Source organism: Longimicrobium sp. (assembly GCF_036399935.1).
Classification (GTDB): domain Bacteria; phylum Gemmatimonadota; class Gemmatimonadetes; order Longimicrobiales; family Longimicrobiaceae; genus Longimicrobium.
The window spans coordinates 1-19,535 of sequence record NZ_DASWMD010000032.1 but is presented as its reverse complement, the minus strand read 5'-3'; the positions used below and the strand labels follow the sequence as shown (position 1 = coordinate 19,535).

At 71.5% G+C, this 19,535-nt stretch carries 12 protein-coding genes; all 12 read left to right on the top strand.

Features of this window, described 5'->3' with window-relative positions:
- Positions 1-678 precede the first annotated feature (678 nt).
- Entirely contained in the window at positions 679-2,028 is a 1,350-nt protein-coding gene (locus tag VGB24_RS10930; protein WP_331072977.1) for a LysM domain-containing protein, read from the top strand.
- 61 nt (positions 2,029-2,089) lie between these two features.
- Positions 2,090-2,908: a vWA domain-containing protein gene (locus VGB24_RS10925; RefSeq protein ID WP_331072976.1), complete on the top strand. Its 819-nt coding sequence runs from the start codon at positions 2,090-2,092 to the stop codon at positions 2,906-2,908.
- Between the two features lie 11 nt (positions 2,909-2,919).
- Positions 2,920-3,729, top strand: coding sequence for a PP2C family serine/threonine-protein phosphatase (locus VGB24_RS10920; protein WP_331072975.1), 810 nt, complete (start codon positions 2,920-2,922; stop codon positions 3,727-3,729).
- 2 nt (positions 3,730-3,731) lie between these two features.
- Positions 3,732-4,943 (top strand): hypothetical protein, encoded by a 1,212-nt coding sequence (locus VGB24_RS10915; protein ID WP_331072974.1) that lies wholly within the window; start codon positions 3,732-3,734, stop codon positions 4,941-4,943.
- A complete protein-coding gene (locus VGB24_RS10910; RefSeq protein ID WP_331072973.1) occupies positions 4,940-5,617 on the top strand; it encodes a 4Fe-4S single cluster domain-containing protein in 678 nt (225 codons plus the stop codon). Before VGB24_RS10915 ends, VGB24_RS10910 begins: the two co-directional genes overlap by 4 nt.
- The gene (locus VGB24_RS10905; protein WP_331072972.1) at positions 5,614-6,909 is read left to right on the top strand and encodes a hypothetical protein; all 1,296 of its coding nucleotides are present in this window, start codon (positions 5,614-5,616) and stop codon (positions 6,907-6,909) included. Before VGB24_RS10910 ends, VGB24_RS10905 begins: the two co-directional genes overlap by 4 nt.
- A complete protein-coding gene (locus VGB24_RS10900) occupies positions 6,906-8,945 on the top strand; it encodes an AAA family ATPase (protein ID WP_331072971.1) in 2,040 nt (679 codons plus the stop codon). The genes VGB24_RS10905 and VGB24_RS10900 overlap by 4 nt, the downstream gene beginning before the upstream one ends.
- Positions 8,946-10,253: 1,308 nt before the next feature.
- Positions 10,254-11,579, top strand: a complete 1,326-nt coding sequence (locus tag VGB24_RS10895; RefSeq protein ID WP_331072970.1) for a hypothetical protein — start codon at positions 10,254-10,256, stop codon at positions 11,577-11,579.
- Positions 11,576-12,823 carry an aminotransferase class V-fold PLP-dependent enzyme gene (locus VGB24_RS10890; protein WP_331072969.1) on the top strand — a complete coding sequence of 416 codons (1,248 nt, stop codon included), beginning with the start codon at positions 11,576-11,578 and terminating at the stop codon, positions 12,821-12,823. The genes VGB24_RS10895 and VGB24_RS10890 overlap by 4 nt, the downstream gene beginning before the upstream one ends.
- 38 nt (positions 12,824-12,861) lie before the next feature.
- The gene (locus VGB24_RS10885) at positions 12,862-15,114 is read left to right on the top strand and encodes a carbohydrate binding family 9 domain-containing protein (protein WP_331072968.1); all 2,253 of its coding nucleotides are present in this window, start codon (positions 12,862-12,864) and stop codon (positions 15,112-15,114) included.
- A gap of 3 nt (positions 15,115-15,117) precedes the next feature.
- A complete protein-coding gene (locus VGB24_RS10880) occupies positions 15,118-16,542 on the top strand; it encodes a phosphopantetheine-binding protein (protein ID WP_331072967.1) in 1,425 nt (474 codons plus the stop codon).
- A partial coding sequence (locus VGB24_RS10875) for an amino acid adenylation domain-containing protein (RefSeq protein ID WP_331072966.1) occupies positions 16,539-19,535 on the top strand: 2,997 nt, incomplete at its 3' end. The genes VGB24_RS10880 and VGB24_RS10875, both read left to right, overlap by 4 nt.

Below are 19,535 nucleotides of genomic sequence, written 5' to 3'. Positions count from 1 at the left end.
AGTGTGTCCAGGAGCCGCAAAACGGCGCCTGAACACGGCAAAAAGAGCTTGTAGAGGCCGCTTTTGGCCTCGTGAGTTCAAAAACTTTTCCACAAAGCTCGAAAAGGGGGGCTCAGCCACCTGTGCAGAGCTTCCCTAACGGTACCCGAGTGATGAGGACCCTATACCTGCGCCGGCGGTGCCCACCTCCGAAGTTGCGACGCTGGTCGCGGCGCGGGGTTCCTTCCTCCCGGAACTGCAGCCCGTCGGCGCCGATCGGAATCCGGCTCTCGTCTACCTGGCCCGCCTTGCTGAGGGGTCCCGGCGCACGATGCGGCACTCGCTGGAAATGATCGCGGGGCTGCTCGGCGGAGGAGAGGTGCCTGCCGATGAAGCGCCTCGCTGCGCGGTCTCGGCCTGCTGGAGTTCGACCCGCACAACCCCGATCCGCTCCGGGCGCTGAACACGGACGCGGGCTGGGCAGCCGGTCTTAAGACCTGCACTTTTGCGCCACCCACTCCTGCACGCATAACAAGATCCTTGCGTCCCTACCCGCGGTGTCGCTACTTACTAGCTTAGTTTACAAACGGCGGCATACGTTCGGCCTTGTATCCATCCCGGTAAATTCAGCCCTCACCCGTGCTCAGCGGATTTTCCAGAGCGCCCCGACCCGCGGGTGCTACCCAGAAGCGCCGTGCCGTGCCTACGGCCGCCGTGCTGCTAGTCGCTGCGGGTGTGGTTGCGCACCTGCTGCTGCCGCGACCCGACGCGGGCAGCGCGCGCGTCGAGCCGCTCGGCGGAGACCCTGTCGACCTGCTCCCCGCCCTCCGTGACGCCATCTCGCGGGCGACCGCCGACCAGCGCCGCGTGCTGGTGCTCGACCTCTCACTCGCCGCCCCCCCGGATGCTGCCGACACGACCGCGGCCGGTACGGGCCTCTCCCCGGTGGGTACCCCCGGCGACAAAGCGGCCGATTCCACGGGCAGCCGCACCTACTGGGTGAAAAGCGGCGACAACCTCGAACGGATCGCCTCGGCGCGCGGCGTGACCGTGCCAGAGTTGATGCGGGCCAACGGAATCCGCGATGCGAACCGCATCGCGGAGGGACAGCTTCTGCGGGTGCCGCCCGCGACCGCCGGCACCCTCGGCGCGGGCGCCGCTCCCACCCTCCCGCAGCGGCCGACGCGGGCGGAAGCACTCGCCGCGCTCGCCGATGAGGTGGCGCGCGCACCCATCCCCGTGGTCATCCGCGTCTCACGCCCCGTCACGGGCGCGGATGGGCGTGACCTCCTCCCGTTGCTCCAGGTAGCACGCGTAGTCGCGTTCGCCGACGGCTCCGCGGACTCGCCCAAGTGGGGCGCTGCGTTTCGGCGCGATTCCCGAGCGAGGGTTAGCGGCCTCGAGCTTCTCCCCTTCCTGTTCCAGCTGATCGTCGCCGCGGGGCTTCTCGCATGGCTCCGGTCGGGCAGCCCGCCGGCCGATCCCGCACCCTTACTGGCGAACGCGGATGCCGCGGCCGCCCCGCACGCGGCGGCCGCCGGTCCGCAGCGACTGCGGTGGTCGCTCTTCCGGCGAAAGGCGGGGGCACCCCCACGGGGACTGACTGCACCGATGCCCCCTCCTTCCCCGGGTCCGCAGGACGAGGACACCACGAACCATTCCGATCACCCCCCAGCCGGCGGCGGCGCCCCGGATGCGGACGTGCACGCGCCCGGCCCAGAACCCAAGGTCGCTTCGGTGCAGCGCGGCGCCGGCACCACGAACCCGTCCCCACCGCGCCATGCGGCGGCACCGCCCCCGCCGGTCCATCGCGCGCCGCACGGCGGCAGCGGCGCGGACCCGCACCCGCTGGCCCAGGTGCTGCCCCGGGAACGCCTCGCGACGGTGCGGAGCCTGCTCGAGCCCTGCGGCTACGTGGCTATAGACGGCGGGGTGTGGCGCGCCAGGCTCGCCCCGGGTGAAGAGGGGCCGTGGATCGACTCGGAGGTGTGGGTCCGCTACGACCCCGAGAACCGCGAGCTGCTGGCACGCCCGGTCGATCCGCGCTAGCCGACACGCACATCCGGCACGCGCGGCCAGTCTCCATGCAGACTCCCTGAAAGGAATGCCGATGGGACGGTCTGATCCAGGTGTAGATGAGAGCCAGGGTGCCCTGGGCCTCCCCATCAACGCACCACCACAGCAGGCAGACGAGCGCATCTCGATCGTTTTGGTCCTCGACACCTCCGAGTCGATGGGTCACGGCAAGGGAAAACTGCCGATCGATTCACTGAACGAGGCGCTCAGGGGGTGGGCCAAAGAGCTCCGCGAATCGGAAGTCTCCGGTTTCGGCGAGATCGCGATCGTGACCTTCGGGAATGGCGGCGTGCAACTCCACAACCTGCAGCGCACCGGAACTCCAGCCAACTTTCGCAACGCCTTTGTCCCGGTGAGCACATTCACTCCGCCAGTGCTCCGTGCCAGCGGGGTCACGCCCATGGTGGAGGCGCTGCGGCAGGTGCTGAAGCTGGTCAGGGACCGCAAGGACGAGCTGCGCGAGGACGGGGTGGAGATCCGCTTCCGCCCGCTGGTCTGGATGATCAGCGACGGCGAGCCGACCAACGCGGAGGGGGAGTCGACAACCGAATGGCGCGCGCTCTGTCCCGAGCTCCGCGCGGCCGAGCAGAGCAGGCACTGCCTGTTCTTCGCCATAGGCGTGGGGAGCGGGGTGAACCAGGCGGTGCTCCGCCAACTCGCTCCCGAAAGTACCTATCTGGTCGGGCAGACCGTTCCCTTCATCGAGATCCTCAAGCTCGTGTCCACCAGCATCGAGATCGGGATCGAGGGGGGGCGTCACCTCCGCAACGCCCCCGCCGAGGATATCTACCGGATCACGCGGAAGCGGCTGGAGGCGATAGAGAAGATGTTTTCAGCGCAACCTGGCGCCTGACCGAAGCCGTGATGGCAGACAACCCGTGGCGCGTGGTCGCCGCCTCCCTAACGGGGGGAAGCCACCTCAGGCAGGGCACCGAGTGCCAGGACGCTCATCGGCACCGCCGGCTTGGCGACGTCCTCCTCCTGGCGGTCGCCGATGGCGCTGGAAGCGCTCCGCGCTCCGCCGAGGGCGCCTCGATCGCGGCGGGGACCGCGCTGGCCCTGCTGGAGGAGAAGCTCCGCGGGGGCGGGGCTCCGAACACCCCTGCCGGGTGGGAAGCCCTCGCGTGGGACGTGCTGCACCAGACGGTCGGGCGCCTCAACCAGGCGGTACGTGCGCTCGCTGGCGACGGGGCCAATCCTAAGGACTTCGCGACTACCCTGTCGGTGGTCGTGCTGGCAGGGCCCTGGACTGTGTACGCGGGCGTGGGCGACGGCTTCCTCGTGCTGCAGACGAGCGACGGGCACCTGTACCTTCCCGTCCCCCCCCAGCAGGTGGGCGAATACCGGAACGAGGCCGTGTTCCTGACGACCGCGTGCTGGGAAGAGTACGCCAGCGTGGTACCGATCTGGGACCCCGGGCGCACCGGCGTGGCACTCTCGACCGACGGGCTCGTGCGGGCGGTGCTGGAACACCGCCTCTCTCCACGAGGCCCGGGAAGAGGCACTCCGGTCAGGACGCCGGTGCAGCCCCTGTCGGGGTTCTTCGCGGGCGTGTTCCGATACGCCGCAGACCCGAGGTTTGACCCACGGCAGTTGTACGCGGAAATCATGAACAAGCGCTTCGACGAGGTATCGGGTGACGACCGCACGCTGCTGGTTGCGGTGCAGCAGTGACCATGCGCGTACGCACGGGAAACGGCCTGCAGTTGACGCTTAACGACGACTTCAAGGCGGGGAGGTCCGGCCGGGTGTACACGGTGCGCGAGTACCCTCAGATTGTGGTGAAGATCTACATGGAGGATGCGCCCCGCCACGTGGACCGGGTACGTGCCATGGTGCGCTCCTGGCGGCCCACTGCGTGGCTGGAGCAGGGGCTGCATCTGGCTTGGCCGCTCGACACCGTGACGATGGATGACGGCGCGGTCGTGGGTTTTGCGATGGAGCGGCTCGACTCCGACGTATTCGCGCCGATCCAGGCTGTGCTGAAGCCGGGGGAAAGGGCGCGAGCGTACCCTGGATCCACCTGGGAGTCGCAGTTTCGGGTCGCGCGCAACCTGGCTCGCGCGGTGGCGCGGCTGCACCGTAACGACGTCGTGGTGGGCGACCTGAGCGAGAAGAACGTCTGGGTGTCGAAGGACGGTGTCGTCGCCTTCCTGGACTGCGACTCAATGCAGTTCCGTGACGCCGAGAGCGGAACGCTCTTCCCCAGCCTGTACATCACCGAAGACGTGGCGCCACCGGAGCTGCTCGAAGGTCAGGACCCCGGCGTTCCCCGCCGCCCGGAGAGCGACAACTTCACCCTCGCGGTGATCGTCTGTCAGCTCCTGATGGACGGCGCGCACCCGTTCCGCGGCGTTCCCCGCCAGGGGAGTTCCACGCACCGCACCGACAACGTGCTCAGCGGCGACGCGTGGCTCCTCCACCCGCAGCGGATGAAGCGGCTGCGGCAGTGGCCGCAGCACCCCAGCGACGTTCCGCTCCCGCCACGGGTGCTGACGCTGGCCGAGCAGTGCTTCGGGCCGGGGCTCCGCACGCTGGAGAGGCGGCCCACGGCGGCCGCGTGGGCCGAGGTGCTGGGGCTGGCGATGGAGGAGCTGCGCACCTGCGACGCCGAACGCACCCACGTTTTTCACCGAGGCGCCACCGACTGCCCCTGGTGCCGCCGCGACGGACGCACCACGCTACCAGTCTCCAGGCCGGTCCCGGCACCGCCGACGCGCCCCACCCCGCAGTCCCCGGCGGTGGAGGTTCGTCCGCCGCGGTCGGGTGCCGCGCCGGTGGTGAAGCCCCCGCCGCCGCCCAAACCCGTCGTGCCCGACATTCCCCCGGCGCTGGTCGTCGTGGCGGTCGTGCTGTTCTTCATTTTCCTCGCCCTGCTGGTGCTGTGAGCGGGCACGGGGCGGCCGCCGACAGCTTGGCGGAAGCCGGCGGGGTGCTGCGCGTGGCGCGGACCAGCGAGCGCTGCAGCGTGCTGGGCCCGGGAACCCGCTTCGTGGTGTGGGTGCAGGGCTGCCCCTTGGCGTGCGCGGGGTGCGTGGCGAGGGAGACCTGGGACCCGGGAGGGGGCGAGGCGGTGGAGGTGGACGCGCTTGCCGACCGCATCGCCGCGCTCCCTTGGGTGGAGGGGCTCACCCTCTCTGGGGGTGAGCCGTTCACCCAAGCCGAGGCGCTAGTGCGCCTGGCCGACCGGGTGCGCGTCAGGCGCCCTCTTTCGCTGATGGCGTTCTCGGGTTACACACTCCAGTGGCTGCGCCGGCGCGGCTCGCCCGGGCAGCGTGCCCTGCTGGAGCGGCTCGACATCCTGGTGGACGGGCCGTACCGCCACGACCTCCACGCCGACCTGCGCTGGCGCGGCTCATCGAACCAGCGCATCCACTTTCTCACTCCCTGCCACGCCCACCTGGCCCAAGCCGACGACCGCGGCGTGGGAATGGAAGTGGAGGTGGACGATCACGGCTCGGTGCACTGGATGGGTGTTCCCCCCGTTCCCGGCTTTCGCGAAGCGTTCGAGCAGGCGCTCCGAGGGCAGGGCGTCATCCTGACCATCCCCGACCCCCCATGAGCGACTCGCCCAAGTACTGCAGCGCCCGGCTGAGCCGCGAGCGCGAAGAAGCGCTCCGCCGCGAGCGCAAGCACCGCGAGGCCGAGCGTCGCCGCGCGGCCGAAGAGAAGCAGCGCCGCGAGCGCGCGGCCCGCGTGGAGCGGCAGCAGGGCCGCCGCACCGAGCTGGCGCGCCGCTGCCAGGCGCTGCAGGCCGGCGCGGCACGCGCCGGGGCGGCGCCGCGATTGGCGGCGCTGGTGGCCACGCTCGACGCCACCGGGCGCGCGCTCTCCGCGGCCGGCACCGACACCGAAATGACGCGGCAGCAGGTTGCGCTCGACGCCGCGCAGACGGCGCTGGTGGGGCTGGAGCGCGACGTTGTCGCGGCCATCGCGCGCGAGGAGCGCGCTGAGCTCCTCCGCGCGCTGCAGGGCCAGGCAGGTCAGGTGCAGGCAAGGCTGGCGGCGCGCTTCGACGCCGCGGGGGCGCAGGCCACGGCCGGCGCGCTGGAACGCCTGGGCGTGCAGCTGCGGGAGGGGCGCTTCGCCGACTTCGACCGCGACCGCGCCGAGGCGGGACGCCTTGTGGCGCGCCACGCGGACGAAGTGGCCGGCGGCCATGCGCGCTGGCTGGCCGCGCGCGACTGGGGGCAGGCCCTGGCCGGCGAGCTCACCGACGCCTACCGGGCCCTTCAGCAGGACGCACGCGACGGCGGCATGCCCGCCGCCCGGGTGGCATCGCTGGAGGCCGCCGCCGGCTCGCTGAGCCAGCAGTTGGAGGCCGAGGCGTTCGAGGCGCTGGTGATGGGCGAGGCCTCGCTGCGCGGCGAACTGGCCGCCGCCACCGCCGAGGTGGAGGAGTGGCTGGACCGGCGTGCCCGGCGCGAAACGGTACTGGCCGCGCTCGCCGAAGCTCTGCCGTCGCTGGGGTTCAGCATCGACCCGCGCTCCCTGGACCTCGCGCCTCCTGGCGAGGAGCTCACCGTGCTGAGGGCTTACCGCGCCGGCGGCGGCGAGCTGGGGGTCACGGTGGGGCACGACCCCGAGGGTGGCAACGAGATCTACTACGAGATGGAGGGCTTTCCACACCAGGAACAGCGAGCGGGCGGCACCGTGGTGAAGACCTGCGACGAGTTAGAAGGACTCCTCGAAACGCTGCACTCGGCCGTGCGCGGCCAGGGGGTGGAGGTGGGTGAGCTGGACTGGGAGGGCAAGCCCGCCACGCGCCCCGACCCGCACACGGCCGCTACCGCTGGTACACCACAGGCGGTCGACTCGGCTCGTTCGGGTGGCTCTGCCGGGAGTGCCGGATGAGCGGCGCCGACACGGCGCCGACCGCGGCGTGGTTCCGGCGGCTGGATCACACCGTGCTGCGCGGTCGCCATCCCGTGCTCTACGGCAACACCGCCGATCAGGTGCTGTGGATCGACGAGGAGGGCGAGCGCGCCTACCGCAGCCTCCGCAACGCGCTCACCGAGTACCTGGAGTGGCGCGGGTACGCGCTGGTGGTGTGGTACGACGCGGTGGACGGCCTGCGCTTCCGGGACTCCGACGACGCGCGCCGCTTCGACGCGCTGTACCGCCGCGCGCAGGGCCGCATGGTGGACGCGCCCACCCCCGACGCCACCCGACCCGGCACCACCCCCGGCCCCGCCCCGGCGGCGGCGCCCGGTGCCACCGGGCGGCGGGCGCGCGCGCTGGAGGCGCGCCAGCGGCTGCAGGCGGCCACGCTGCATGCTGGACCCGCCGAGTTGCGGGACCCGGCCGAGGCGCTGGCGGCGGTGCGCGCCGCGCTCGGGCAGACGGAGACGCCGGTGGCAGTGGTGCTGGAGTTCGTAGAGCTGATCTTCGCAGACCCCAACCAGCCCGACCGCAGGCACCGCGACCTCCTGATCCAGCTTAAGAAGGCGATGCACACCGCCGCCTTCGTGGGGCCCGATGGGCCTGCGCGGCGGCGTAACCTCGTGCTGCTGGTCGCGGCCGATCTACGGCAAGTTCCCGCTTGGCTGTACCAGAGCGACCCGCACGTGGAGTCGGTGCGAGTGGAGCTTCCCGACGTGCGCGAGCGGCGGGCCTTCATGCTGCGCTACCGCTCGACCTTTCCCGGTGGCGAAGGGCTGTCCCCCGACGAGGCGGAGCACCATGCCGACGTAATGGCCAATCTCACCGAGGGGATGACGATCTGGGAACTGGAGGCGCTGCGCCGAACGGCCGTGGTGTCGCAAATCCCGTTCTCCGAGCCCAAGCGGTTGGTGCGTCTGCACCGCTTCGGCGAGACCACCGATCCCTGGGAGCGGCTGGGACTGGACAGGATTCGCGAGGCCTCGACGACGCTGGGAGGGCGCGTCGTGGGGCAGCCAGCCGCGGTGGAGCTAGTGCGCGACGTGGTGGCTGCGGCACGGATGGGAATCGACTTCGTGAGCGATCCGCACACGCCGAGCGCGCGCCCGCGTGGGGTCTTCTTCTTCGTGGGCCCCACCGGGGTGGGAAAGACCGAACTGGCCAAGGCACTGAGCCAACTGGTGTTCGACGACGAGTCGGCGCTGGCACGCTTCGACATGAGCGAGTACGGTCAGGAGCACGCGGCCGAACGGCTGACCGGCGCGCCACCGGGGTACGTGGGGCATGAGGCCGGTGGCGCGCTTACCAACCGCGTGCTGGAGCGCCCGTTCAGCGTCCTCCTCTTCGACGAGATTGAAAAGGCGCACGGGCGGGTGTTCGACCGTTTCCTGCAGATCCTGGAAGACGGCCGCCTGACAGACGGGATGGGGCGCACCGCGTACTTCTCGCACACCATCATCATCTTCACCTCGAACTTGGGGTCCGAGCAGATGCGCGAGCGACTGCGCAGTTCGTCTGAACTGCCGGCCTACGACGAGGTGCGAAACGTTTACCGCACGGCTGTGGAAGACCACTTCACCCAGACGCTGCGCCGCCCCGAGTTGCTCGGGCGCCTGGGGGATGGAATCGTGGTATTTGACATCCTGCGCCCTGAAGTAGTGTGCTCGATTTGCGATAAGTTCCTTGCGCAGCTCGAGAACTCGGCACGCGCGCGGCAGATCTTCCTCTCCTTCGAAACCGGAGGAATCGTGTCGGCGGTCGAGCGCAAGATGCGGGAGGGACAGAACATGGAGAAGGGTGGTCGGCAGATCCGACCGGTGCTGGATACACTAGTGCGCATTCCCCTCACACGATGGATGCTGGAGCACCCGCAGCCGGTGGGGAGTCAAATTCGGGTAGCCGTCCCGCCCGGCGCGGATACGGCTGTGTGTTCCATAGGGGATGTGAGCCCAGTTCCACCGGAGCCCGTACGCCACCGCACGACGCGGAAGGGCCGGCGAAAGACGTGATGTCGCAGCAGTTCCAACCAGCGGAACGAGTTGCCGTTCTGCTTGTCATTTGATGGATGTTCCGCCACCCAACGCCTCGCCCACTCGCTGACGATTGACTGGCACCCGGTATCTTTCCAAGATAAACGGATTGCTTGCGAGCATAAAACGGAGTCCTATACTCCCGCACGTCAGATTGCCTGAGGCGATTTCAGTTTTCTGCGTCACTAGTGTCCGGTCATACGTCGAAGAGCAGCAACTCCCGCCCGCGATCGTTCGTCGGCACCTTCGGCTGATTTTGTAGAGAAACTCGACTGTAACCCCGAGGGTCGACAAGAGCGTTTGATACGCTTCCGGTTCTTCCGACGCGGTATCCAAGACTGCCCGGATCAGCGCGACTATCTCGTCAATGCCTCGAGAGGCATGGCGGATCAGCGTGAGGAACTCCAACAAGCACATGCTCGCTACGAGACGAGCGTTCGCCGAGTCGTTCGACATCTAGGGGAGAGGATTGCAGCAGGCGGCGAACTATCGCATCGCGGAGATCTCGTCCTATATGGGTATCTGCCCAGGCCAGGTTCACGGCCTCTGCAATTTTGTCGCGACGCGAGGCAACGAAGTTCTGATCACACCGTTCGCAGGTCCAGTCGTACTCGCGCGGGTCGTCCGCTATCCACCACGGGCTGCACGTCGGAGGGGTGGATCTGGCCATCGCGCGAGTGCAGAACGGGGGAGGGTTTGGCTTCTCGCCGGAACTTCCCGCACGCCGAATCACCGCCGTCCGTCCGGAGCGCATCTCCTCGTAATCGTCGCCCCCCTGACTCTTGCGCGGGCGGGAAAATTTTCGCAGATTGTTTTACAGTTATCGCGTGCTGCTGGGTGACGCGTGGTGACGCTGAGTGACGGAAACGTAGTAAAGCCGCGGGATTTCGTCATCCTCAGTGACGCCCTGTGACAGCGCCTGTGGCCTTCTAAGCCGTAGGTCGCTGGTTCGAGTCCAGCCTGGCGCGTAGACAAGTTGAGCCCTCACCGTACCTCACGGTGAGGGCTTTTCTGTTCCATGTCCGGTCGTGGCGGCGGCCGCGCGCCGGCGCAGCGACTCCACACCCCGCACCAGCCGAATCTCGCGTCCGGGCGTCTCCGGTCGATTCGCCGACAAGGCTGCGCCGAGCAGGGGCCGGACCGCGTCCCGAAGGGACGGGCGCGGGGGGAAGGCTTGTAATTTCGGCCACGGCATGATAAAATACGCCCTGCTCGCCACGGTCGTTTTCACGCCGGAATCGCTCGCCCGGACCTGCCCGCACCAGCCATCCCCGAGGACGAGGACCAGTGCAGGGCTCCCCCGCCGTCACGCCGCCGCGCGCGTTTCAGCTTTCCAACGCCTCCATCGACGCCGTTCGCGACGAGGTGGAGTTCGCCCACGCCGAGCTGCCGTTCTTTCGCGAGCACCTGGGCGGCGCCGGCATCGAGCCCGCCGACATCCGGAGCGCCGACGACCTGCGGCGCATCCCGGCCACCTCCAAGGTGCACTACCGCACCCACTTCCCGTCGGGCGTGGTCGCGTCCGGGTGGCGGGTGGGAGATCCCATGGTCACGCGGCTGCAGAGCTCGGGAACCGAGGGCGACCGGCTGGTGACGCTGGTGCACACCTGGACGCTGGCCGAGCGCATGGCCACCTGCCTGGGCGTGAACGATCGGCTGCGGTTCCTGGCCGACGCGGAGCGCATCCGCACGGCGCGGTACGCGGCGCCCAACTGCTCCGACGTGGAGTGCGCCAACCCCAACAGCAAGATGGCGGACCGCATGCTGGAAGACGGCACGCTGGTCCTTCCCGTGTACCACGACCTCCTGGTCACCCCCGCCTTCATGCTGGACCGTGCTTTCGGCGAAATCCGCGAGTTCGCACCCAACTGCCTGTACGTGGACCCCATCCACTTCAGCCACTTGCTGGGGCACGCGGAGCGCGCGGGGCTGCAGCACCCCTCGTGGGAGGGCGTGGCGGTGCTCACCAGCTACAGCCTGCTCACGCGCACCCACCGGCGGCTGATCGGGCGCATGCTGGGCCCGGACGTGCCCGTGGCCAACGTGGTCGCCATGTCGGAGCTGGGGTTCGTGGCCGCCGAGTGCACGTACGGGCGGCTTCACGTGAACACGTCGGACTTCTACGTGGAGCTGGTGGACGAGGCGGGCGCCGCGGTGCCCCCCGGCACGGCCGGCGAGCTGTGCATCACCACCATCGGCGACCGGCTTTCGCCCAAGATCCGCTACCGCACCGGCGACCTGTACCGCGCGCACGAGGACCCCTGCCGCTGCGGCAGCCCCATGCCCACCGCCGACTACCTGGGGCGCATGCGGCACTCGTTCCGCGCCCCCGGGGGCGCCTGGGTGACCCCCGCCGACGTGGACGCCGTGGTGGGCGAGCGCGAGTGGCTGCGCAACTACCAGCTGGCCCGCGGAAGCAGCGGCCGCTTCGTGTTCCGGTGCATCGGCGCCGGGGAGCCGCCCGAGGACGAGCTGCGCGACATCCGCGACGGCCTGGGGCACCTGCTGGGCGGCGCCCGCGTGCGCGCCGAGGCCACGGGGTACATCCCGGCCGAGCGCAGCGGCAAGTTCCTGACGTGCAAGAACGACTACCCGGAAGAGGCCGCATCGTGATTCTGGAGCCGGCCGCGGGCGCCCCCGCCGCCCAGGACGCCGACCTGCGCATCGAGGACGACTTTCCCGTCCTGCAGCGGCAGATCGACGGGCGGCGCATCGTGTACATGGACAGCGCCGCCACCACGCTCAAGCCGCGCAGCGTCATCCGTGCGGTCACCGGCTACTACGAGCGCTACACGGCCAACATCCACCGCGGCAAGCACCGCCTTGCGGAAGAGGCGTCGGACCGGTACGAGGAGGCGCGCTACCGCGTGGCCACCTTCCTTCGCTGCCAGGGCAACGAGGTGGTGTTCGTCCGCAACACCACCGAGGCCCTGAACCTGGTGGCCCGTGGGCTGGGGCTGGAACGGGGCGACACGGTCGTGGGCTGCCTGGACGCGCACCACTCGCAGGTGCTTCCCTGGCGCGAGGCGGCCACGCTGCACACCACCCGGCTGGGGGCCGACGGAGGGGTGGACCTGGACCACTACCGCGAGCTGCTGGCGACGCGCCCCCGCGTGGTGGCGCTCACGCACTGCTCCAACGTGACGGGCGTGTACCTGCCGCTGGCGGAGATGACGGCCATGGCCAGGGAAGCGGGCGCCCTGGTGGTGGTGGACGCGGCCCAGTCGCTTCCGCACCGCCGGCTGGACATGGCGCGGCTGCCGGCCGACTTCGTGGCGTTCTCGGGCCACAAGATGCTGGGGCCGTCGGGCGTGGGCGTGCTGTTCGGGCGCGTGGAGCTGCTGGAGCGGCTGCGGCCGGCCCTTCACGGCGGCGGCATGGTGGACTGGGTGACCTCGGAGTCGTCCAGCGTGCGCAAGGTGCCCCACCGGCTCGAGGCCGGCACCCCGGCCATCGAGGGGGCCATCGGCCTGGGGGCGGCGGTGGACTACCTGGACGACCTGGGCGAGGAGGAGATCGACCGCCACGACCGCGCGCTCTCGGCCCTGCTGCTGCACAATGCCGAACAGCGCGAGTACCTGCGCGTGCTGGGCCCCACGCGCGGCGTGGAGCGCGCCGCGCTGGTGAGCCTGACCATCCCCGGGGTGGACGACCTGGGCGACGTGGCCCGCGCCCTCAGCGACAGCTACGGGGTGATGGGGCGCACCGGCCACCTGTGCGCGCAGCCGTACGTGGACGCCCACACCCCGGGCGAGGTGCTGCGCCTTTCGGCGTACCTGTACAACACCCCGTGCGACGTGGCGCACGCCTTTGCCGCCCTGGACGAGGTGGCGTCGCGGCTGGGCGCCCGCGCCTGACCCCCTCCGCACCCGCTCACCCGCGCTACCGACACGTGATGAACGCCATCGCGGCCCCGCGCCGCCGTTTGCCCCCGCGGCTGGCCGCCGGGCTGCTGGGCGCCCTGGCGCTGGCCCCCGCGGCCCGCGCGCAGGCCGTGGAGGCGGCGCCGTACGCCATCACGCGCGTGTCGCAGCCCATGCGGCTGGACGGCGTGCTGGACGAGCCCGCGTGGGACAGCATCCAGCCGGTGCCCATGGTGAAGCACTGGCCCAGCTACGGGGGCGATCCCACCGACCGCACCGAGGTGCGCCTGGCGTACGACGGCGCGTACGTGTACGCCAGCTGCCGCTGCTACGCGCGGCCGGGAAGCATCCAGGCCACCACCTTCAAGCGCGATTCGTGGAACCTGACCAACGACCAGTTCGCGCTGGTGCTGGACACGTTCAACGACAACGAGACGGCGCTCATCTTCGTCGTGTCGCCCAGCGGCGCCCGCTCCGACGCGGCGCTCTCGGGCGACGCCGCGGGCGCCACGCCCAACAACGACAGCTGGGACACCTTCTGGGACGCGGCGGTCACCCGGAGCGACACGGCCTGGTTCGCCGAGATGCGCATCCCCATCTCCAGCCTGCGCTTCCAGGGGCAGGGCGGGCAGGTGGAGATGGGGCTCATCACCTACCGGCTGATGGCCGCCACCAACGAGATGGCCACCTGGCCGGCCATCGAGCCCAAGTGGGGGTTCTGGAGCTTCGCCAAGCCCTCGCAGGGCCGGCAGGTGGCCCTGGCGGGGCTGCGCAGCCGGAACCCGGTGCAGGCGACGCCATACGTGCTGGCCGGCATGGGCCGCGACTACCGCCCGAAGGCCGACACCTCGGGCTACGCGAGCTTCGACGAGCCGGCGCGTGACGTGGGGCTGGACCTGAAGTACGGGCTGACGAACAACCTGACGCTGGACGTGACCGTCAACACCGACTTCGCGCAGGTGGAGGCCGACGACCAGCAGGTGAACCTGACGCGGTTCTCACTGTTCTTCCCCGAGAAGCGGCGGTTCTTCCAGGAGCGCGCCAGCATCTTCCAGTACGACCTGGGCGACCGCAACCGGCTCTTCTACACCCGGCAGATCGGCCTGCAGGGCTCCCGCGAGGTGCCCCTGCTGGGCGGCGTGCGCCTGGTGGGGCGGGTGGGCGACTGGGACGTGGCGCTGCTGAACATGCAGTCGGCCCGCGAGCACGAGCTGGGGCTGCCGTCCGAGAACTTCGGCGTGGTGCGGCTGCGGCGGCAGGTGCTGAACCCCTGGTCGTACGTGGGCGGCATCGCCACGTCGCGCATCGGCGAAGACGGTGAATACAACGCCGCGTACGGGTTGGACGGGGTGCTTCGCCTGTTTGGCGACGAGTACCTTACGCTGAACTGGGCCCAGACCTTCGACGACTCGGTTTCGTCGGGGCTGGGGGGGCTTGCGAGCGCCCGGATGCGCGCGCTGTGGGAGCGGCGGCGCTACGACGGGTTCGGCTACCAGCTGAGCGTGGCGCGCGCGGGCCGCGACTACGACCCCGCGCTGGGCTTCGAGCTGCGCGACGACTACACGCGCATCGGCGACCGCCTGTTCCACGGGTGGGTGTTCCGGGGCAGGAAGGGTCCCGTGCAGCGCCTGCAGGTGGGCGTAGACGCGAACGTGCACCTGCGCAACGCGGACGGGTCCGTCGAGACCAGCGAGCTGGGGCCGTCGCTGGACGTGGCCTTTCGCAGCGGCGCCACGCTGGTGGCCCGCGTGCGCCACTCGTTCGACGACGTGACGCGGCCCTTCGGCCTGTCGACCGAGGTGGGCGTGCCCGTGGGCGACTACACCTTCACCGGGTTCGAGGTCACGCACAACACCTCGCCCGCCCGCCTGCTCCGCCACCGCACCTCGCTCGCCACGGGCTCCTACTACGACGGGCGGCGCGTCTCCCTTACCCTGGGGCCCACCTGGTCGGCGTCGCGGTTCCTGGAGCTGGCCGCCAACTACCAGGTGAACTGGGTGGAGTTCGCCGGCCGCGACCAGGAGCTCACGGCGCACATCGCCCGCCTTCGGGCCGAGACCACCCTGAACACCCGCTTCGCGCTCACCACCTTCGTGCAGTACAACAGCCTGCTGGACGGGGTGACCGCCAACCTGCGCCTGCGCTACGCTCCGCGCGACGGCCAGGACTTCTACCTGGTGGTGAACGAGGGGATGAACACCGACCGCTTCCGCGTGGAGCCCGCGCTTCCGCGCACCAGCAGCCGCACCGTGCTGCTCAAGTACAGCCACACCTTCCAGTTCTGAGGCATGCACCCCAGCGCGCCGGCGGGCATCGAGTTCGACTGGGCGGAGGTCAACTGCTTCCTGCGCCCCCAGGCCATGCTGTGCGACGAGGCGGCGCCCGGCTACGGGCTGCTCCTCGTGGGGCTGGCCTCGTTGTACCGCGCCTGGGGGGTGGACGGCCTGTTCGCCGCCCCCGGGGGCGGCCACTTCGCCTTTGCCCGCTCCGTGTACGCCCCGCTCACCGGCATCGGCTTCGAGCTGTCGTACGTGGACGACAGGGACGCCGTTCCCGGCGCCCTCCGCGCGCTGCTGGCCCAGGGGGCGCCGGTGGTGGTTCCCGCCAACATCCGCCCCGTGCCCTGGTTCCTGGAGCACGGGCGCGAGGACAAGTCGCACTTCTTCCTGGTGCGCGGCCACGACGCCGCGGCCGACCGCTACGACGTGCTGGACTACCTGCACGTGCGCGACGACAACCTGAGCCTGGAGTACGGCCCCGTGGCGCTGGACGGCGGGCTGATGCGCCAGGTGACGGACGCGTACTGGGAGGCGTACGTGGGCGACGCCCCCACGCCCGACTGGGACCCGCGCTACTGGCTGCTGCGCGTGCGCCCGGGCCCCGGGTTCCGCCCGCTCCCCGCCCAGGCGCTGCTGCAGGTGTTCCTGGACGAGTGCCGCCGGGTGCTGGCCGCGGTGCATGCGCGGCCCGAAACCCTGCGCCCGCTGGACGAGCGGACGCTGGACGAGCTGCGCGCCCTGCACGCCGCCGGCGCCGGCGGCGGGGAGCGCTTCTCGGTGCTCATGCAGGCCTACCTGCAGGACGCCAACTCCGCGCTGGTCTACGCCCGGGTGGCCGCGCACGCCCTGCGGACGCTGGGGGCGGGGCAGGCGGCGCGGGCGGTGGAAGCCGCGGCGGGCGAGTACCGCCCCCGTGCGGCGGCGGTGCGCAGCCGGCTGCTGGTGACGTCCATGGTGGCGCCCTCGCTTCCCGCGGCGCAGTGGGACGCGTTCCGGGCCGAGCTGGCGTCGCTGGCCGCCGGCTTCGGCGCGGAGGTCCGCGCCGCGCTGGCCGGCGGGGCCGGGGAGGGCGCGCCGGCGCCGTCCCGGGAGGCGCCGGCGCCCGGGCGGGAGCGCCAGGCGGGCTACGCGGCGCCGGGCACGCCCACGGAAGCGGCCCTGGCCGGCTTCTGGGCCGAGGTGCTGGGCGTGGAGCGGGTGGGGCTGGACGACCGCTTCGTGGAGCTGGGCGGCAACTCGCTGATGGCCATCCGCGTGGCCGCCCGCGCCCTGCAGCAGCTGGGGCTCGAGGTGCCCGTCCGCAGCCTGTTCGACCATCCCACGCTGCGGGAGTTCGCCGCGCACGTCGACGAGCTGGGCTGGGCGCGCCGCGCGCTGGCCCCGTCGGGCGCGGGCGCGGCGGCCGGGGAAGACCGCGAGGAGGGGGAGCTGTGACGCTGCTGCAGTTCGTCGCCGACCTGGGGCGGCGCGGGATCGAGCTGTGGGCGGAGGGCGACGCGCTGCGCTTCAGCGCGCCCCCCGACGTCATGACGCCCGAGCTGCGCGCGGGGATCGGCGCGCGCAAGGCCGAGGTGATGGCGTTCCTGCGCCAGCGCGCCGTGGGCGTGGCCGCGCCCATCCGCCGCGTGCCGCGCGACGGCGGGCTCCCCCTCAGCTACGCGCAGCTGCGGCTGTGGTTCCTGGCCCAGCTGCAGCCCGGCAGCGCGTTCTACAACCTGCCCGCCGCCCGCCGCCTGCGCGGCCCGCTGGACGCCGGCGCGCTGGAGCGGGCACTGGGCCAGGTGGTGCGCCGGCACGAGGCGCTACGCACGGTGTTCCGCGCGGGAGAGGGCGACGAGCCGGTGCAGGTGATCCTCGCGCCGCCGGAGCGCTTCGCCCTGCGCGTGGAAGACCTGTCGGCCCTGGACGCCGGGGCGCGCGAGGACGACGCGGCGCGGATCGCCCGGCGCGACGCGGAAGAGCCCTTCGACCTGGCGCGGGGGCCGCTCTTTCGCGCCACGCTGGTGCGCCACGCCCCCGGCGACCACCTGCTGCTGGTGTGCATGCACCACGTGGTGGGCGACGGGTGGAGCACGGGCGTGCTCTTTCGCGAGCTGGGCGCCCTGTACGCGGCCGAGGCCTGCGGCGTTCCGGCCGCCCTCCCCGGCCTGGAGGTGCAGTACGCCGACTACGCGGCCTGGCAGCGCGAGCACCTGCGCGGCGAAGTGCTGGAGGGGCACCTGGCGTTCTGGAAGGAGCGGCTGGCCGGCGCGCCCACCCTGCTGGAGCTTCCCACCGACCGTCCCCGGCCCGCCGTGCAGGGCTTCCGGGGCGCGCTGCTTTCCACCCTCTTTCCCCGCGAGCTGGGCGACGGGCTGAACGCGCTGGCCCGCCGCGAGGGAGCCACGCTGTACGCCGTGCTGCTGGCCGCCTTCCAGGTGCTGGTGTCGCGCTACGCGCGGCAGGCGGACGTCGTCGTGGGCACCCCCATCGCCGGGCGCACCCGCGCCGAGGTGGAGGGGCTGATCGGCTTTTTCGTGAACACCCTGGCCACCCGCGCCGGCCTGCACGACGATCCGCCCTTTCGCCAGCACCTTGCGCGCGTGCGCGAAGAGCTGATGGAGGCGTACGCCCGCCAGGAGGTGCCGTTCGAGAAGCTGGTGGAGGAGCTCAGGCCGGAGCGCAGCCTGAGCCACGCGCCCGTCTTCCAGGTGCTCTTCATCCTGCAGGAGAACGACGGCGACGACCTGCGGCTGGAGGGCGTGGAGGTGGAGGCGTGGCAGCCCGACAGCGGCACGGCCAAGTTCGACCTTACGCTGGCCGTGGCCGAGTCCGCGCGGGGGATGCGCGTGTGGCTGGAGTACAACACCGAGCTGTTCGACGCCGCCACCGCCCAGCGGGTGGTGGAGCACTTCCGCACGCTGCTGTACGGCGTGGTGGACGACCCGGGGCGGCGCGTTTCGCGGCTGCCCCTGGCCACCCGGGCGGAGCTCGAGACCATCGCGGCCTGGAACGCCACCGACACGCCCTACGGCTCCGGCGTCTGCCTGGACCGGCTGGTGGCCGCGCAGGCGGCGCGCACCCCGGACCGGCCCGCGCTGGTGTTCCGTGGCGAAACGCTCACCTACGCCGGGCTGGAGGGGCGCGTGGTGCGCCTGGCGCGGCACCTTCGCGCGCTGGGCGTGGGCCCCGGCGTGCTGGCGGGCATCTGCGCCGAGCGCACCCCGGACATGGTCGTCGCCCTGATCGCCGTGCTGCGGGCGGGAGGCGCCTACGTGCCGCTGGACCCGGCGTACCCGGCGGAGCGGCTGGACTACATGCTGCGCGATTCCGGCGCGCCCGTGCTGCTCACCCAGCGCCCGCTGCTGGGGCTGCTGCCGCACGGGGGCGCGCGGGTCGTGCTGCTCGACGAGCCGCTCCCCGACGACGGGGAGGGGGGCGGCGGAACCTTTCCCGACGTGCACCCCGACGAGCTGGGCTACGTCATCTACACCTCGGGCTCCACCGGCCGCCCCAAGGGGGTGGCCATGAGCCGCCGCCCGCTGCGCAACCTGATGGCGTGGCAGGGGGGCGACTGGACGGGCCCCGCCGCGGCGCGCACCGCGCAGTACGCCCCCCTCAGCTTCGACGCCTCGTTCCAGGAGGTGTTCTCGACCCTGCAGGAAGGGGGCACGCTGCTGCTGGTGCCCGCCGACGTGCGGTCGGACCTGGGGCGGTTCGCGCGCTGGATCGTCGAGGAGCGGGTCGAGCGCGTCTTTCTGCCCTTCGTGGCCCTGCAGCACGTGGCCGAGGCCGCGCTGGCGCAGGGCATCGTGCCCGCCGCGCTGCGCGAGGCGCAGACGGCGGGCGAGCAGCTGCGCGTCACCGAGCCCATCCGGCGGTGGATGGGGCAGATGCCCGGGTGCTCGCTGGCCAACCACTACGGCCCCTCCGAAACGCACGTGGTCACCGCGCTCACCCTGCCGGCGGGCGGGGCGGCGGAGTGGCCCGCGCTCCCCACCATCGGCCGGCCCATCGCGAACACGCAGTGCCACGTGCTGGAGCCGGGCGGGGTGCAGGCCCCGCCGGGTGTGCCCGGCGAGCTGTACCTGGGCGGCGAGAACGTGGCCCGCGGGTACCTGGGCCGGCCGGGGCTTACGGCCGAGAAGTTCGTCCCCGACCCGTTCGCCGGCGTTCCCGGCGCGCGGATGTACCGCTCCGGCGACCTGGCCCGGTGGAAGGCGGACGGCGAGATCGAGTTCCTGGGGCGCGTGGACCAGCAGGTGAAGGTGCGCGGATTCCGCGTGGAGCCGGGCGAGGTGGAGGCGGCGCTGGAAACGCACCCCGCCGTCGCCCGCGCCGTGGTGGTGTCCATGGGCGACGGGGGATCGGGGGAGCGGCGGCTGGTGGGCTACGTGCTGGCCGACGGCGCCGCCCGCGCGCCCGCGGCGGGCGAGCTGCGTGCGTAC

Bases quoted from the DNA above. Each gene is read 5' to 3' on its own strand.
- VGB24_RS10925 (WP_331072976.1), top strand. From the start codon at position 2,090: ATGGGACGGTCTGATCCAGGTGTAGATGAGAGCCAGGGTGCCCTGGGC.
- VGB24_RS10920 (WP_331072975.1), top strand. From the start codon at position 2,920: ATGGCAGACAACCCGTGGCGCGTGGTCGCCGCCTCCCTAACGGGGGGA.
- VGB24_RS10915 (WP_331072974.1), top strand. From the start codon at position 3,732: ATGCGCGTACGCACGGGAAACGGCCTGCAGTTGACGCTTAACGACGAC.
- VGB24_RS10905 (WP_331072972.1), top strand. From the start codon at position 5,614: ATGAGCGACTCGCCCAAGTACTGCAGCGCCCGGCTGAGCCGCGAGCGC.
- VGB24_RS10900 (WP_331072971.1), top strand. From the start codon at position 6,906: ATGAGCGGCGCCGACACGGCGCCGACCGCGGCGTGGTTCCGGCGGCTG.
- VGB24_RS10885 (WP_331072968.1), top strand. From the start codon at position 12,862: ATGAACGCCATCGCGGCCCCGCGCCGCCGTTTGCCCCCGCGGCTGGCC.
- VGB24_RS10880 (WP_331072967.1), top strand. From the start codon at position 15,118: ATGCACCCCAGCGCGCCGGCGGGCATCGAGTTCGACTGGGCGGAGGTC.